The organism is Phytoactinopolyspora limicola (assembly GCF_011320225.1).
Taxonomy (GTDB): domain Bacteria; phylum Actinomycetota; class Actinomycetes; order Jiangellales; family Jiangellaceae; genus Phytoactinopolyspora; species Phytoactinopolyspora limicola.
Genome location: NZ_JAAOEN010000006.1, coordinates 192,462 through 208,908 on the forward strand (window position 1 = coordinate 192,462; position 16,447 = coordinate 208,908).

The 16,447-nt window shown below is 68.1% G+C and carries 13 protein-coding genes; all 13 read left to right on the top strand.

All coding sequences use genetic code 11. The features are described from left to right. Positions 1-56: 56 nt before the first annotated feature. The 13 genes from G8760_RS16525 (at position 57) to G8760_RS16585 (ending at position 16,422) form a co-directional block, all read left to right on the top strand. On the top strand, positions 57-1,064 hold the full coding sequence (locus G8760_RS16525) for a type IV toxin-antitoxin system AbiEi family antitoxin domain-containing protein (protein WP_166353098.1): 1,008 nt from the start codon (positions 57-59) through the stop codon (positions 1,062-1,064). Between the two features lie 185 nt (positions 1,065-1,249). Next, a complete protein-coding gene (locus G8760_RS16530) occupies positions 1,250-2,644 on the top strand; it encodes a serine hydrolase domain-containing protein (RefSeq protein ID WP_166353100.1) in 1,395 nt (464 codons plus the stop codon). Position 2,645: 1 nt separating this feature from the next. Then, positions 2,646-3,083 carry a serine hydrolase gene (locus tag G8760_RS16535; protein WP_246222578.1) on the top strand — a complete coding sequence of 146 codons (438 nt, stop codon included), beginning with the start codon at positions 2,646-2,648 and terminating at the stop codon, positions 3,081-3,083. A gap of 131 nt (positions 3,084-3,214) precedes the next feature. Beyond that, a complete protein-coding gene (locus G8760_RS16540) occupies positions 3,215-4,840 on the top strand; it encodes an ABC transporter substrate-binding protein (RefSeq protein WP_207782431.1) in 1,626 nt (541 codons plus the stop codon). A gap of 296 nt (positions 4,841-5,136) precedes the next feature. Then, the gene (locus G8760_RS16545; RefSeq protein ID WP_166353104.1) at positions 5,137-6,012 is read left to right on the top strand and encodes a GNAT family N-acetyltransferase; all 876 of its coding nucleotides are present in this window, start codon (positions 5,137-5,139) and stop codon (positions 6,010-6,012) included. Beyond that, a complete protein-coding gene (gene menC / locus G8760_RS16550) occupies positions 6,009-7,118 on the top strand; it encodes an o-succinylbenzoate synthase (RefSeq protein WP_207782432.1) in 1,110 nt (369 codons plus the stop codon). The genes G8760_RS16545 and menC overlap by 4 nt, the downstream gene beginning before the upstream one ends. A gap of 678 nt (positions 7,119-7,796) precedes the next feature. Then, positions 7,797-9,404: a helix-turn-helix domain-containing protein gene (locus G8760_RS16555; protein ID WP_166353106.1), complete on the top strand. Its 1,608-nt coding sequence runs from the start codon at positions 7,797-7,799 to the stop codon at positions 9,402-9,404. 87 nt (positions 9,405-9,491) lie between these two features. After that, positions 9,492-11,021: an HTTM domain-containing protein gene (locus G8760_RS16560; protein ID WP_166353108.1), complete on the top strand. Its 1,530-nt coding sequence runs from the start codon at positions 9,492-9,494 to the stop codon at positions 11,019-11,021. A gap of 203 nt (positions 11,022-11,224) precedes the next feature. Next, positions 11,225-12,724, top strand: a complete 1,500-nt coding sequence (locus G8760_RS16565; protein WP_166353110.1) for an ABC transporter substrate-binding protein — start codon at positions 11,225-11,227, stop codon at positions 12,722-12,724. An 11-nt stretch (positions 12,725-12,735) separates the two neighbouring features. Continuing rightward, entirely contained in the window at positions 12,736-13,677 is a 942-nt protein-coding gene (locus G8760_RS16570) for an ABC transporter permease (RefSeq protein ID WP_166353112.1), read from the top strand. Then, positions 13,674-14,534, top strand: a complete 861-nt coding sequence (locus tag G8760_RS16575) for an ABC transporter permease (RefSeq protein WP_166353115.1) — start codon at positions 13,674-13,676, stop codon at positions 14,532-14,534. The genes G8760_RS16570 and G8760_RS16575 overlap by 4 nt, the downstream gene beginning before the upstream one ends. Beyond that, complete coding sequence (locus G8760_RS16580; protein ID WP_425502340.1) at positions 14,534-15,547, top strand: ABC transporter ATP-binding protein; 1,014 nt, start codon at positions 14,534-14,536, stop codon at positions 15,545-15,547. The genes G8760_RS16575 and G8760_RS16580 overlap by 1 nt, the downstream gene beginning before the upstream one ends. Then, on the top strand, positions 15,544-16,422 hold the full coding sequence (locus tag G8760_RS16585; RefSeq protein WP_207782433.1) for an ATP-binding cassette domain-containing protein: 879 nt from the start codon (positions 15,544-15,546) through the stop codon (positions 16,420-16,422). The genes G8760_RS16580 and G8760_RS16585 overlap by 4 nt, the downstream gene beginning before the upstream one ends. Positions 16,423-16,447: the final 25 nt, after the last annotated feature.

Below are 16,447 nucleotides of genomic sequence, written 5' to 3' on the forward strand. Positions count from 1 at the left end.
CCACACCTTGTTATTGCGGTCTTCCGCGGCCCGGGGTGGGCACCAACGATGGAGAGATGCCCGCCCGCATCACCTCGTTGCCCCATGACGTCGAGTGTCTGCTCGCCGCTGGTGACGGCCTGCTGACCCTGCGGGGGGCCGAGACCAACGGGGTCACCAGGTGGCGGCTACACCATCTGCTCCGGGCTGGGCTGCTGGTCCGGCTGGCCAACGGCGTGTATGCCAGCGCGCAGCAGTTGGCCGACGCCGCCCCGTGGCCGGCGTTCGCGCTGCGCTCCCGCGCCTTCATCCTCGCGTGCGGTCCTCATACACACGCATCCGGCTGGTCCGCGGTGGCGATTCTCAACCTGCCGACCATCAGTGCACCACCAGAATTGCCCACGGCTGTGGTACCGCCCGGCGCCGGGTCTGCGACGAACTCGACATTCGGACAGGTCCGGGTAGCCGCGCTGCCGCTCGAGCACCGGGTGGTGGTGCGCGGCACCCGGGTGACTTCGCCGGCGCGGACGGTCGTGGACGTGGCTCGAACCTCGCCCCGAGCTGGCGCGCTGGTGGTTGCGGACGCCGCCTTGTCGACCATGGTCAGCCGGACACAACTCCAGGCCGTTGTTGAGTTCCAAAGCAGCTGGTCAGGGAGTACCGGGGCGGCGTGGGTACTCGACCACGCCGATCCATACGCGGAAAGCGCCCTCGAGTCCCTTGGCCGGTTGACCTTCATCGAGGAGGACCTGCCGGTCCCGGTGTCCAACGCGTGGATCGACCTTGGCGAGCTCCGTTACCGTCCCGATCACCTGCTCGACGACAGGTGGCTGATCTTCGAGGGCGACGGCGCGAAGAAGTACAACAACCGCCTCGATGCCGGCCGGATTGTCGGTGAGCAGCGTGAACGTGAATGGCGCTTGCGTGAGGCCGGTTTCGAGATCGCCAGGTACGGATGGCAGGACGCCCGGCATGACCGACGGCTACTGGGAGCACGGTTCCGGGCGTTCATCGGCACGCGTTCGGTGCGCCCTGCGCCCTACCGCTGGTATCGGGAATCGCGGACGTATCGACGCAGCGCCTGACCCGCCTCCTGGCTCAGAGTTGCGAACGGGCGCCGATTCGCCGGCCCATCCGCAACTCTGAGCCAGCAGGCAGCTTCGTGGGCGAACTGAACCACGCTGCGGCCTCACTGTTCGGCCCAACGTACATATCGTGGCTGGGCTCGCCGCTTCTACGTTGGTGTTTTCCCGGTTCCGAGGAGGGCGACATGAGCAGCGCACTTGATCAGGTCCGTGACTGGCTTCCCAATCGTTTGGCGACGCTGGCCGCCGAACATAAGGTGCCGGGTGCGACAGCCGCCGTTCTCGCCGGCGACGAGATCACAACAGCGGCCACTGGTGTCCTCAACAAGGCGACCGGGGTGGAGGTCACTGCGGACTCGATCTTCCAGGTGGGGTCGATCACCAAGGTGTGGACCAGCAACCTGGTGATGCAGCTGGTCGATGAGGGGCTGCTCGACCTCGACGCAACAGTGCGCACCTACCTGCCCGAGTTCCGGGTGGCCGACGAGGACGCCAGCGCCCGGATCACGGTACGCCACCTGACCTGCCACGTCAGCGGGTTCGAAGGCGACATCTTCACCGACACCGGACGCGGCGACGACGCCGTCGAGAAGTACCTGGACACCATCACCAATGTCCCGCAGTTGTTCCCGCCGGGGGAGCGGTTCTCCTACAACAACGCCGGTTATGTGGTGCTGGGGCGGGTCGTCGAGGTGCTCCGAGGCAAGCCGTATGGCGCAGCGCTGCGGGAACATCTCCTCGCCCCGCTCGGCCTTCAACACGCCGCCACCGACGCCTACGAGGCGATTCTGCGCCGCGCGGCCGTCGGGCACGTCGAACCGGCGCCAGGCGCCGATCCGATCCCGGCACCGGTCTGGGCGCTGGCCGCGTCGAACGCGCCGGCCGGCTCGATGCTGGCCATGAGCGCGTCCGAGCTCGTCCGGTTCGCCCAGATGCACCTGGCCGGCGGGACGACGCCGGACGGCACCACGGTGACGTCGTACGCCGCGGTCCGCGCTATGCAGGAACGTCAGGTCGAACTGCCCTACCTGGGCATGATGGGTGACGCGTGGGGCATCGGTTGGGAGATATTCGACTGGCCCGGCGGAATGGTGATCGGGCACGACGGTGGCACCATCGGCCAAATTGCCTTCCTGCGGATCGTGCCGGAAGCCAACGTCGCCGTCGCGGTGCTCACCAATGGCGGCAATCCGATGCCGTTGTTCGAGAACGTCATCGGTGACGCGCTGCACGAGCTGGCGGGCGTCCGTATCCCGGCCACCCCGAAGCCTCCGGCCGAGCCGGAACCAGTCACCGAACCGAGCCGCTACGTGGGTCGCTACGAAGCCGACGTCGTGGTCCACGACATCGAGGCCGACGCCGAGGGCCGGCTATGGCAGACCGTCACGCCGCGCGGCGTCCTTGCCGAGGCCGGACAACACAAACGGCGCTACGAGATCGTGCGGCTGAAAGACGACACCTTCGTCTCCCGCGAGCCACAGGAGGGCATCAATCAGCCCACCGCGTTCGTCAGCTTCGACGATGCCGGCCGTGCTCGGTTCCTGCACCAGGGGCGGGCCGTCCCTCGTGTGGACCGCTGACATGGGCGAGGTCAGCGAGCAGATCCGTGAGGTGCTTCGCGCCGCCGGGGCCACGGGGTTCGTGCATGCCCAGCCCATTGCGCCCAGCGCCGATACCTTCGCCCAGGTGAGCGTCGACGCCGACACCCCTGTGGTGCTGGCGTCGGTATTCAAGATCCCGATTGTGGTCGCCTATGCCCGGGACGTGGCCGCTGGCCGGCTTGACCCCATTGAACGCACCACGCGGGAGGTGACCGCACTGCTGACCGCCATCTGGACGGACACGGCCGCACCACCAGAGGCGTGTGAACAGGTGCGAACGATCATGGCGCACCAAATCTGGCCGCATCGGCTGACCTCCGGGTCCCCCGGAGACGTGCGGCCGGCAGCCAAGACCGGCACACTGCCCGCGGTGCGCAACGAGGCCGGAGTAGTGAGCTACCCCGACGGCCGGCAATAGGCGGTCGCCGTTTTCACCCGTGCCGACACTCTCGACGAGCGCCTGCCTCGCGTCGATGCCGCTATCGGTACCGCCGCCCGGATCGCCGTCGACCACCTACGAAGAGAGGGGTAATGATGCGCGCACGTGACTTGTCTGTATTCTCGGCCGGGGCGGTGCTACTTCTGGCCGGCTGCGGCGGCTCCGACGACCCGGATATTCGCGGTAGCGGAGACGACGCGGATGTCGCCGACGGGAGCGGGATTGACGACGGGGCGGACCGCACCCCCGTCACCGACGGCACCTTCCAGGCCGTGATCGCCAACGATCCGGGCAACCTGGACCCGCAGATGACCATCCTGGGCTTGACCCGGTGGGTGACCACGTTCATGTACGACTCACTCGTGTTCATCGCTGAGGACGGGACCATCGAGCCGTACCTGGCGGAGTCGTGGGAGGTCGATCTCGACTCTCTGACGTACACCTTGAAGGACGGAGTCACCTGTGCCGACGGGACCCCGTTGACCGCCTCCGACGTCGCCGAGAATTTCGCCTTCGTTACCGATCCGGCGAACCAGTCCCCACAGCTGGGCATCTTTGTGCAGCCCGGTCTGGAGGCGAGCGCCGACGACGACGCCGGTACCGTGACCCTCACCACGGCCCATCCAGATCCGTTCCTCTTGCAAGGTACTGGGATGATGCAGATCGTCTGCGCGGCCGGAAATGCCGACCGGTCGATACTCGCCGAAGGATCCGCGGGCACCGGCATGTTCGAGCTGATCGAGTCCGTTCCCGGCGACCGCTACACGTTCCAGCGGCGGGACGACTACGCGTGGGGCCCGGCCGGGGCGGCGGCGTCCGACCCGGGTACCCCTGAGCAGGTCACCTTGCGGGTTGTCGCGAACGAAGCGACGGCGGTGAACATGTTCCTGTCCGGTGAGCTCAGTGCCGTCCTGGTGGAGGGGCCGGACGTCGAACGGCTCGAACAGGCAGGTATGGCGTCGCTGGACACGTCGTCGCTGTTCTCGGAGTTGATGTTCAATCAAGGCGACAGTCGCCCAGGCAGTGACCCGGCGGTTCGCCAGGCGTTGGCCGGGTCCGTCGACCTGGCCTCCCTGGGGGCCGTGCTGACCGATGGCCGTGGGACTCCTCCCGACAACCTCGGCGTGCTCGATCCGAGGCCGTGCCCCGCTGACACCGTCGCAGGCGTTCTCCCGGAGTACGACCCGGATGCTGCCGCGGCCGCCCTCGACGCCGCGGGCTGGACCGTAGAGCCGGACGGCGTCCGGGCCAAGGACGGCCAACGGTTGGAGGTGTCGTTGCTGCACATACCCGAGGACGGCGCAGGGGTCAGTAGTGGGGCCGAGCTGCTGGCCCAGGAGTGGGCGGCGATCGGTGTCGACGTCACCCTGCAACCGATCACCACCGCGCAGATCAACGAGGTGTTGTTCGGTACGAGCGACTGGGATGCCGCGCTGATCCGGCTGACCGTAGCGTTCCCGAGTCAGCTCGTGCCCTTACTCTCGGGAGAGGGACCGCCGAACGGGACCAACTTCGCACACCTCGACAACGACGAATACCAGCAGTTGACCGCCCAGGCGGCCCAACTTCCCGTCGAGGAAGGCTGCACCTTCTGGGAAGACGCTGAGCGTGTGCTGATCGCCGAGGCGGACGTGGTGCCGATCGTCAACTCGGTGGCGCCGTGGTTCCTGGACGGAGTGGACCTCCGGCTGCTCGCCGGCCGCATCGCGCCTCCGACTGTCCGGCTCTACGAGTAGGTCCGGCTGCGTGGACCGACGAGGGCCGTTCAGGCGCACACTCGGTCAAAGGCACCAACATCGGGCGCGGGGGTTGGTCGATCGGATGACCCGCCAGCTGGTTCTGACGGGTGAAGATGGCCAGACCTCATCGATCGCGATGGCGACGGTGGGCCGGGTGACCGTGTCCCCCGTCGCCCCGTCCGCGAGCGTGAGCCGTGGCCGGAGGCGTAGTCGTCGATGGCGACGAAATAGCATGGCGAGGATCGGGTGAGGCAACCATGACCGACGAGCGACGGCCCGGCACCGTGGGAAACATGACGGTGAACACTGTGGCGACGACCGCCTTCCACGTAGCCGATGCGGCTGCGCGGCGGTCTGGGGTAAACGTGCGGATCCTGGACGGGCTGGCCGACGTGCGAGGCATGGTGGCGTTGTTCGACGAGGTCTGGCAGCCAGACTCCGGCAGCCCGCTGATGACGGTCGAACACGCCCGTGCCATGAGCCACAGCGGCAACTACCTGGCTGGTGCCTTCATCGACGACCAGCCCGTGGGGGCGTGCATCGGGTTCTTCGCCGCGCCGCCCGGCGTCGGTCTGCACTCGCACATCGCCGGCGTCACCGGGGCCGCCCGTGGCCGCAGCGTCGGCTTCGCCCTGAAGCTGCACCAGCGAGCGTGGGCCCTGGAGCGTGGCCTGACCGAGATCACCTGGACGTACGATCCGCTGGTCCGGCGCAACGCATTCTTCAATCTGGTCAAGCTGGGCGCCCGGCCCCGCGAATACTTGGTCGACTTCTATGGCGACATCGACGACGCCATCAACGGCGGGCAGGGCAGCGACCGGCTGCTGGTCGCCTGGCAGCTGGCCCATCCGGCGGTGATCGACAGTTGTGCCGGTGACCGGCGCGAGGCCGACGTGGCCGAGCTGGTCGCTGCCGGCGCGGTGGTGGCGCTCGACGTCGCCGACACCGGCGGCCCGCGGGTTACGCCGGGCGCGGCCTGGGGGCGGGCCGACACCGTCCTCGTGCGGGTGCCACCGGACATCGAAGCGCTGCGGGGTGCGGACCCAGGCCGAGCGCGAGAGTGGCGCTCGGCGGTGCGAGACGTGCTCGGCGGCTTGCTGGAGAAGGGTGCTGCCGTCACCGGGTTCGCCCGGTCTGGTTACTACGTGGTGGAGGGGATCTCCTCGTGAAGGTCAATGGATTCGAGCTACGCCGGGTGTCGATGCCGCTGAAGGCGCCGTTCCGGACGTCGTTCGGAGTTGAGCACGAACGAGACGTCCTGTTGGTCCGGGCCGAGACGGCCGACGCCGAAGGATGGGGCGAATGTGTGGCGATGTCCGAGCCGCTGTACTCCTCGGAGTACGTCGACGGCGCCGCGGAGGTGATCCGCCGCTTCCTGTTGCCGGCGCTGGCGTCGCAGGTATCCCTGGATCCACGGCATGTCGCCCGGGTGCTGGAGCCGTTCAAGGGCCACCGGATGGCGAAGGCGGCGGTCGAGACGGCGCTGCTGGACGTGTGGCTGCGGGAGCGTGGTGAGTCGTTCGGGTCGTTCCTCGGGGCGGTGCGGGACCGCGTCCCCGCCGGCGTCTCCGTGGGCATCATGGACAGCGTGCCGCAGCTGCTCGACGCCGTTGCCGAGTATGTCGAACAAGGGTATGTACGCATCAAGCTGAAGATCGCGCCCGGGTGGGACGTCGAGCCGGTGCGGGCGGTGCGCGAGCGTTTTGGCTCCGACCTGCTGCTCCAGGTGGACGCCAATGCCGCCTACACACTCGCCGACGCGGTCACCCTGGCCCGTCTGGACGATTTCGACCTGTTGTTGATCGAGCAACCGCTGGCCGAGGACGACCTCCGCCAGCACGCCGAACTGGCCCGACTGCTGCGTACCCCGGTGTGCCTCGACGAATCGATCGAGTCGGCCAAAGACGCCGCCGACGCGATCGCGCTTGGCGCGTGTCGGGTAGTGAACATCAAGCCTGGTCGCGTCGGCGGGTATCTGGAGGCGCGCCGCATCCACGACGTCTGCGTCGCCCACGGGGTCGCCGTCTGGTGTGGGGGGATGCTGGAGTCTGGGCTGGGCCGGGCGGCGAACATCGCGCTGGCGGCGCTGCCGGGGTTCACCCTGCCGGGCGACACATCGGCGTCGGACCGCTACTACGCTGAGGACATCACCGAACCGTTCCGGCTGGATGCGGACGGCTGCGTGACAGTCCCGTCCGGGCCGGGGCTCGGCGTGCAACCGGTTCGCGACATCCTCGACGCCCGCACCACCTCGTCGGACTGGCTCCCCCTGTAGTGCACCTGATCTCCGTTTTGACGCCTGATCGTTTTCGTGGCGACGATCAGATGCATCCGTGATGGCGACGCTGCTGGTCAACGCGTCGCAGCGTCGTCTGGACGCATCTCGCGATTCGGACGGCGAACGATCAGATGCACAAACCTGCCGCCCGCGTCGAGTTGTGCATCTGATCGCGCCGCGAGCCGGCCGATGCTTGGGTGCGCGCGTTGTTGGGGCGACGCTGGCGCACCACCGGTCTTCGTCGTGCCCTAGCGTCGCCACCTGTCATGCGCTTGATCGTCGCTAGATGCGATCCGTCGAAGAGTGGTCGGCCGGGGTGCTCAACATGTGCAGCGTGATCCCGTTTCGCCCCTTGGGGGTGAGCGGCCCATCGCCCGATCAGATGCACAACTCGACGCGGGCGGCAGGTTTGTGCATCTGATCGTTCGTCGTCCGAATCGCGAGACGAGACCAGATGCGCCGCACCGCGTTGACCAGCAGCGTCGCCATCACGGATGCATCTGATCGTCGCCACGAAAACGATCAGGCGTCAAAACGAAGATCAGGTGACATAACGGAGATCAGGTGCAGCAACGGGGGTGAGGTTTGGCCGCGAGGCCTATGGCGGTCGGGATTCTCGTATGATCGGACAAACTTCGACGGGCCGGGGGCTTCTACGGTCGAGGGGTGCTGCCGATGGTGTACAGACCGCGTGCGACGCTCGGCCGAGTCTTGGACGACCTCGGCTCCACGTTGCTTGAAGTGCTGGCGGGTGAGGTCCAGCCGAGCACCGAGGTCGGCGGCGTGGTGATCTACGATCCACTCGATCCGCCGGTGCTGACGGACAACACACTCGTGCTCGGCGTCGGCCTGTCGGCGCCGGAGGAAGTCGCCGAGGTCCTGCGCACTATCGGCAAGGCGCAGGGTGTGGGCCTGGTCGTCCGCGTCCCGGCCGAGCTGCCGCCAGTGGTCCTGCAGGCGGCGGCCGACACCGGTGTGGTGCTGTTCGGCCTGACGCGTGGCGCTTCCTGGGTTCAGGTGTCAGCGTTGCTGCGGTCGCTGCTGGCCGTTGACGACCTCGGCGACGGCGACGGTGAGACGCTGGTCGGTGCTGGCGCCGGCGACCTGTTCGCCCTGGCGGGTGCCGTGTCGGCCTTGCTCGACGCACCGGTCACCATCGAGGACCTGAACTCTCGTGTGTTGGCGTTCTCGGCCAACCAGGACCGTGCCGACGACTCCCGCAAGGAGACCGTGCTGGGCCGCCAGGTCCCGGAGCGCTATACCCGTGAGCTGGAGCAGGCCGGTATCTTTCGACAGCTCTACAGCTCGGACCGGCCGGTCTATGTGACCCTGCCCGACGTTCCCGCGGTCGCGCTGCCGCGGGTGGCGATCCGGGTGCGGGCCGGCGACGAGATGCTCGGTTCTATGTGGGCGGCGGTGAGCGGGCCGCTGTCGGCGGAGCGTGAGCAGGCGTTCGTCGACTCAGCCAAGTTGGTGGCGTTGCACTTGTTGCGCCATCGCGCCGGCGCTGACGTCGAGCGGCGGTTGCGCGCCGAACTCGTGGCCAGCCTGCTGGAAGGTGGCCCGAACGCGGCTGCCGCAGCTGCTCGGTTGGGCCTAGAACATGGTCGATCTTGTGTGGTGGCTCTGGCGTTGCGCGGTGTCGACGACGCATCCAACCTCGAGGCGCAATTGCAGCGCATCAACGGTGCCTTCGCCTTGCACCTGTCCGCGGTGCACCCGCGTTCGGCGGTGGCACTGGTGGGTGGTGTCGTCTACGGTGTCATCCCGTCGTCGGGTCATGGCCCAGCCACGGATCAGCGTGCGGTGGCCATCGCCGACGAGTTCCTGGAGCGCATCGGTGATCACAGCGACGTCGTCGTGGGCATCGGGCGGGTGGTGGCTGATACGTCGGAGCTGCCCCGCTCGCGGGCTGATGCCGACCGCACGTTGCGGGTGTTGCGTGCCGGCCGGTCCACTTCGCGGGTGGCGCGAGCCGAGGACGTGCAGACGGCGTCGTTGCTGCTGGAACTCGGTGATCTGATGGCTGCGGAGCGGCAGCAGCTCACTGGGCCGGTGGCCCGACTGGCCGCCTACGACACGCGGCACCGCGCCGAGATGGTGGAGACGCTGCGGGCGTGGCTGGACGCTTTTGGCGATGTGGCCAGGGCGGCTGCGGTGATGCACGTCCACCCCAACACGTTCCGATATCGGTTGCGACGGCTGAGCCAGATCGGGGGCATCGACCTCGATGACGCCGAGGCGCGGTTCGCCGCGATGCTGGAGCTGCGGCTCACGTCGTAGCCGAAAGAACCCGGTGGCGCGAGCGCGAGTTATCACTTCGGACACGGTGCACGTCGGACAGAAGTGATCGTCGTAGGATCGTGTCCCGTGACGGTGACCGAGACGCGTAGGAGAGCCACCTTCCGCGAGGCGGCCGCGCGGCCGGTGAACAGTGCTAGCTCGGCGTTCTTCCGCATCGCGTTCGGCGTGGCGATGTTCGTCAACGTCTGGTTGTACCTGCCGTATCTGGTTCACGATTACTACGTCGACACGTCGTTCCATTTCTCGTACGCGTGGTTCACCTTCATCGAGCCGCCGCCCGGTGTCGGCATCCAAGCCGTCTACGTGATCAAGATGCTGCTGGCCGTCCTGATCGCCATCGGGCTGTGGTACCGGTTCGCGATCGCGGCCTTCTTCGTGCTGCACACGTACGTCTTCTTGATCGACTCGACGTTCTTCCAGAACCACGAGTATCTGATCTCGCTCGTGTCGTTCTTCATGATCTTCATGCCGCTCGAGCGGCGGTGGTCGGTCGATGCCCGGCGACGCCCCGAACGTGCCTCTCGCACCGTCCCGTCGTGGGTGGTGTGGCTGATCCGGTTCCAGTTCGGCATCGTGTATTTCTACGGCGGCGTGGCCAAACTCAACGCCGACTGGCTCCAGGGCGAGCCGCTACGGATGTGGCTGCACCGCCGCACCGACATCGAAATCATCGGGCCGCTATTCGAGCACGAGCCGGTCATCTGGATCATGACGTACGGCTCGCTGATCTTTGACCTCGCCATCGTGTGGCTGCTGCTGTATCGACGCACCCGGGTGCCGGCGTTCATCATCGCCACCTGTTTTCACCTGCTGAACGCGAGGCTGTTCGGGCTCTACATCTTCCCCTGGACGATGATCGCCGCGACCACTATTTACTTCCGGCCGGACTGGCCCGAACTCGCGTGGGCGTGGATCAGGCGCCGATGGGCGGGTAGCCGGCCGGCTGAGACCGCGCCGACGACGGCCTCGGCTCCGACGACGGCCCAGGGTGCGACGACGGCCTCGGCTCCGACGGCGGCCTCGGGTACGACGGTGAACATTGCCGACCCGGCGGACGTCGATAGGACGACGCCTGTCACCGGGCGCACCCCTGACGAGCCTGCGACGCGGCCCCGTGATCCTGCGTCGACGGGGACAGCACGCCCCATCTCCCGGCTGCTGGCGGCGTTCCTGGTGGTGTGGGCCGTCGTGCAGATCGTGGCCCCATTACGGCACTACCTCATTCCGGGCTCACCCAACTGGACGGAGGAAGCACACCGTTTCGCCTGGCACATGAAGCTACGCGACAAGCAGGGCTCCGGCACGTTCTATCTGACCGCCGACGGACGGACCTGGCAGGCCGACCCATCGGAGTATCTGAGCTGGAAGCAGGAGTTCCGGATGTACGGCCACCCGGAACGGCTGGCGCGGTTCGCCCACTTCCTGTCCGACCTGCACGACGGCGCGGAGGTCAGGGTCGAGACGTCGGTGGCGCTGAACGGTCGCGCCCGGGTCCCACTCGTCGACCCCACGGTGGACCTATCGTCGGTGCCCCTGGTCTGGTGGGGCCACGCCGACTGGATCCTGCCCCTCGACGAGCCGTTGCGCCGCGACTGACCGTGGCCGGCCGGTCGGCCGCCTCCCGGATGTCGGGCTGGACGAGAAGTAAGTGTCCCGGCTTGGTGAACTCGATGAAGTGCGGGTGACCGGATTCACGGTTGACTTCCGGCATGCCAGGACGAGTGCAGGTGCCGAGGCCAGAACGGCCCGGGCGAGGTCTAGCGAAGCGGTTTGTGCTCCTATGCGCTCCGGTGCTCTTCATGGCCGCGGCGTGTGGCGGCGGCAGCGATGACGGCGATGGTGGTCGCGATGGCGAAGGCGCCGATGCGGGTGCCGGCTCCGAGCTCGTGGTGGCGCGAGCCCGCGACCTGGAGTCGCTGAACGCCGATGCCATCACGGCCAGCCGGGAGGGCTGGGAAACCTATGAACTGATCGCGCAGCCTCTGTACATGGGAAACTCGGAGGGAGACCTCGTCCCGGGGGTCGCATCGGAGTACACCGTCAGTGATGACCAGCTGAGCTGGACGTTCACCATCCGGGACGGCATCACGTTCTCCAACGGTGCGCCCGTGACCTCAGCGGACGTCGCCTTCACCATCGAGAACGCCCAGGAGGGTCCGCTACAGGGGGCGCTGTACCAGGCGATCACCTCTATCGAGACCCCGGACGAGAACACCATCGTGCTCAGTACCGACGAGCCGAACTCGGGGCTGATCTGGGATCTCGCCGCATACCCGGTGGCGGTGATCCCCGAGGACTTCGCCGGGATGGATCCCGAGGAGTTCTGGCGCACCCCTATCGGCACCGGGCCGTACATGGTGGAGACCTGGAGCCAGGGAGTCGAGGTCGTCCTCGTACCCAATCCGCACTACTGGGGCGACGAACCGGCGCTGGACCGGCTGACGTTCCGGCCGGTGCCGGACGAGAACACGAGGATGCTGCAGCTTCGCAACGGTGACGTCGACATCGTCGAGGATCCGGCGTACGCGCAGCTGACCACCATCGAGGCCGACGGGACACTGGATGTGGTCGAGTTCCCCAACCCCACCGCCATCTTCGTCACCGTCGACACGACCAAGCCGCCGTTCGACGACGTCCACGCCAGGCGGGCCGTGTCGCTGGCCATCGACCGGGACGCACTCGTCGAGGCCGGGTTGCGCGGCTACGGGCAGCCGGCCGGGAGCTTCATCGCCGCATCCGCCATGGGCGGACACGAGCCCGAGTTCGGGCTGGCGTTCGATCCGGCCGAGGCGGCTGCCGAACTGGCTCGGTCGGCGACGCCGGACGGCTTCACGTTCGAGCTGATGTACGACCCCGCGGTGTCGTCGGTGACCGCCGCCGTCCAGGTCGTCCAGGCGAATCTCGCCGACGTCGGCATCACCGTGGAGCTCAACGGGCTCGACCGCGACGCGCAACAGGCCAAGCGGGACGCCGGTGACTGGGACGCGACCATCGCGACCATCATCTCCGGCAGCGACGCCGGCGGGATCTTCCAGTACTACGGCTCCACCAACGGCTTCTACTCCGGCTCGCAGCTGATGTCCGAGGTGGAATCCGAGTGGCAGGCGTCCAACAGCGACTTCTCCGATGGCGGCCGGTTGGAGACCTACCGTGATCTGGTCACCCGGATCGCGGAGGACGCCCCGCAGATCGGCTTGTACAGTCCGACCAGGCTGTACGGGACGGGCCCGGCGGTCGGCTCGGTCGCACCGCGCAACCCGACGGGCGCGATCGACTACGCCGCCGTCGTCGTGAACTAGGGCGGTCCGGGATGCAGCGGCTCGGGTATCTCGGACGCCGTCTCGGCTATGTCCTCATCACCCTGTGGGGTGTCAGCTTGCTGCTGTTCGTGATGCTGCAACTACTTCCCGGCGGGCCGGCCGAGGCGATGCTGGGCATCACGGCGACGCAGCAGCAAGTGGACGCCTTGAACCAGGAGCTCGGCCTCGACCGGCCGGTCGTCGCCCAGTACGTGGATTACATGGGGCGGCTGATCCGCGGCGATCTCGGCGACTCGCTGGTGTTCGGCCGGCCCGTCGTCGACGTCATCGGCGACGCGCTGCCGGCGACGCTGAAGCTGGCGGTGTACGTCGTGGCGCTGAGCACGCTGAGCACCGTGACCCTGGCGACGCTGGCCGCGTCGTTCCGGGGACGCGCCATCGACCATGTGATCCGGGCACTGCCGCTCATCGGCGTCGGGATGCCCGGGTTCTGGATCGGGGCGATGCTGCTGTTCCTGTTCGCGCTGACGTTCCCGTTCTTCCCCGCCGGCGGCATCGAGGAGGGATTCGCCGGTGCCCTTCGATCGCTGTTCCTGCCGGCGCTGACGCTGGCGATCAGCGTGTCGGCCATTCTGATCCGCAGCCTCCGGCGTGGGCTCATCGACGTTCTGGAATCCGACCACGTGCTCACCGCCCGGGCCAAAGGGCTGCGCGGGGTCCGCTTGGTTGTGCGGCATGTCCTGCCGAACGCCGCGATCCCCACCGTCACGCTGATGGGCCTGGTGTTCGTGTCGCTCCTCGGCGGTGCGTTGATCGTGGAGTCGGTGTTCGCCATACCGGGGGTGGGGCAGTTGCTGGTCAACGGGTTCAAACGGCACGACATGCCGCTGGTGATGGGCATCGCGCTACTCAGTGCGGCAGCGATCCTGCTGGTCAACCTGCTGATCGACGTCGTCTATTCACTTCTCGACCCGAGGGTGTCGCTGCGATGAGTACCGTCGAGACCGCCATCGTGGCGGAGCCGGCCGGCGCCGAAGAGCCTAGGGGGCGTCGCCGTCGTTCGGTCGCCCTGATCGTCGGAACCTCGATCGTCGGGACCTACATTCTGGCCGCGGTCCTGGCGCCGTGGCTGGCGCCCTACGATCCGCTCGCCCAGGACGTGCCGAACGCGCTGGCCGCACCTAGTGGATCCCATCCGCTGGGCACCGACCACCTGGGCCGCGATGTGCTCTCGCGGCTGCTGCACGGCAGCCGCGTCGATCTGCTGCTGGGGATGGCCGCCGCCGGCGCTGCGGGTGTGCTGGGCACCGTGCTGGGCCTGGTGGCGGGCTACGCGGGGCGCTCCGTGGACGTCGTCGTCACCCGGGTGATGGACGTCGTGCAGGCACTACCGGGCATCGTCTTGCTGCTGGTGCTGCTCCTGGTGCTCGGGCCCGGCGCGGGAAGCATCATCGCGGCGCTCGCGCTCACTGGTTGGGTCGCCTACGCGCGCCTCGTGCGGGCCAGCGTGCTCGTGGTGAGGGACCAGGACTTCACCTCGGCCGCTCGACTGGCCGGCCTCGGACACCCCCGCGTGCTCTTCCGCCACGTCCTGCCGAACGTGTGGATCCAGGGCGTGATCTACATGACGTCCGACATCGTGATCATCATCGGGGCGATCGCGGCACTGGGCTATCTGGGCATCGGCATCCAGGCACCCACTCCGGAATGGGGTCAGATGATCTACGACGGACAGGCCTTCCTGGCGTCGCATTGGTGGCTATCGGCGGCCCCCGGACTGGCGATCGTGGTACTGGGTCTGGGGCTGGCGTTGGTCTCCGATGCCTTGACCGACCGGGCTCGGAGGTGATGGTGGTGTCCGCTGAACCGCTGCTGGAGGTCTCGGACCTGGCCGTGACGCTGCATACCCCCCAAGGGCCGCTCCGCGCCGCCGAAGGGGTCAGCTTCGCCGTGGCGGCCGCTGAGGCCGTCGGCCTGGTCGGCGAGTCGGGGTCGGGTAAGAGCGTCGCGATGCGCGCGATCCTGGGTCTGCTGCCACGCGGCTCGACCGTCAGCGGCAGCGTCCGCTTCGCTGGACGGGAGCTCGTCGGAGTGGCCGAACGTCAGCTCGCCCCGATCCGGGGCCGGGAGATCTCGATGATCTTCCAAGACCCGATGACGGCGCTGAACCCGATCCGCCGAATCGGCGGCCAGATCGGTGAGGTGTTGCGGATCCAGCTCGGCTGGAACCGGCGGCGGGCGTCGGCGCACGCGCGGGAGTTGCTGGCCCGGGTAGAGATCGCGGAGCCGGACCGGGTGCTGCGCCAGTTCCCGCATCAGCTCTCCGGGGGTATGCGCCAGCGCGTGCTGATCGCCATGGCCCTGGCCTGCCAGCCGCGGCTGATTCTGTGCGACGAGCCGACGACGGCGCTCGACGTCACCACTCAGGACCAGATCCTGGCCCTGTTGCGCCGGGCCAGCGACGAGTCCGGAGCGGCGATGATCTTCGTTAGCCACGACCTCGCCGTGGTCCGGCAGCTGTGCAGCCGGGTGCTGGTGATGTACGCCGGCCGGCTGGTCGAGATGGGCCCGATCGGCCCGGTGTTCGCCGATCCGCGGCACGCCTACACCGCGGCGCTGTTGCGGTCGCTGCCGGCCATCGACGGACCTCGTCAGCCGCCGGTGTCGATCGGCGGCGAATTGCCCGACCGGTTCCGGCCGCCGTCCGGTTGCCGGTTCCGGACCCGATGTACGGTCGCCGACGATTCGTGCGCGTCGCTTCCGTCCACGCTGCTGCCGGTTGACGGTGAGCGCGGCTCAGCGTGTATCCATGCCGCCACCGGGTTGCCGGACCGGGGCGCCGAGAGCGGGGTGAGCCGGTGAGCTCCAACGACGTCCCACCCATCGAGCTGCGCGGCCTGCGCAAGGAATTCCGGCTGCCAGGGCTACGGGGCAGAGCGCGGGCCGCCCGGACCCAGGTGGCGGTCGCAGGCGTCGACCTGACCGTGAGCCGGGGCGAGATCGTCGGCCTGGTGGGGGAGTCCGGCTGTGGAAAGTCCACGTTGGCCCGGTGCGTCGTCGGGATGTACAGCCCGACGGCAGGTGAGGTGCTGCTCGACGGCCACCCCGTGGGCACCCGGCGCTCCAGCGCGGATCGCCGCCGCGTGCAGATGGTCTTCCAAGACCCGGCATCCGCCCTCAACCCCGCGCTCCGGGTGCGCGACATGCTCGCGGAGCTTCTCCGGGTCCATCGGCTCGTGCCGTCCAGCGACATCGCCGGCCGATGCGCCGAGCTGCTGGAGTCGGTGGGCCTGGACGCGGGGTTCCTGGACGTGTTCCCGCACGCGCTCTCCGGCGGTCAGCGGCAGCGGGTGAACATCGCCCGTGCCCTCGCGCTGGAGCCGGACGTCGTCGTCGCCGACGAAGTCGTCTCGGCGCTGGACGTCTCGGTGCAAGCCGCTGTGCTCAACGTCCTTCTCGATCTGCGTGCCCGCCTGGGCCTGTCGATCCTGTTCATCAGCCACAACCTCGCCGTGGTGCGGCAGGTCTGCGATCGCGTGGCGGTGATGTACGCGGGCGAGATCGTCGAGCTGGCCGACGTCGATACGTTGTTCGCGGAACCACGCCACGACTACACGCGGCGGTTGCTCGCGGCCATCCCGCGAATCTCCGGCGACCATGCCCAGTCCGTCCCGTCAGGCCAGTCCGTCCCGTCAGGCCAGTCCGTCCCGTCGGGCCAGTCCGTCCCGTCGGGCTAGTCCGTCCCGTTAAAACGAAAGGTGA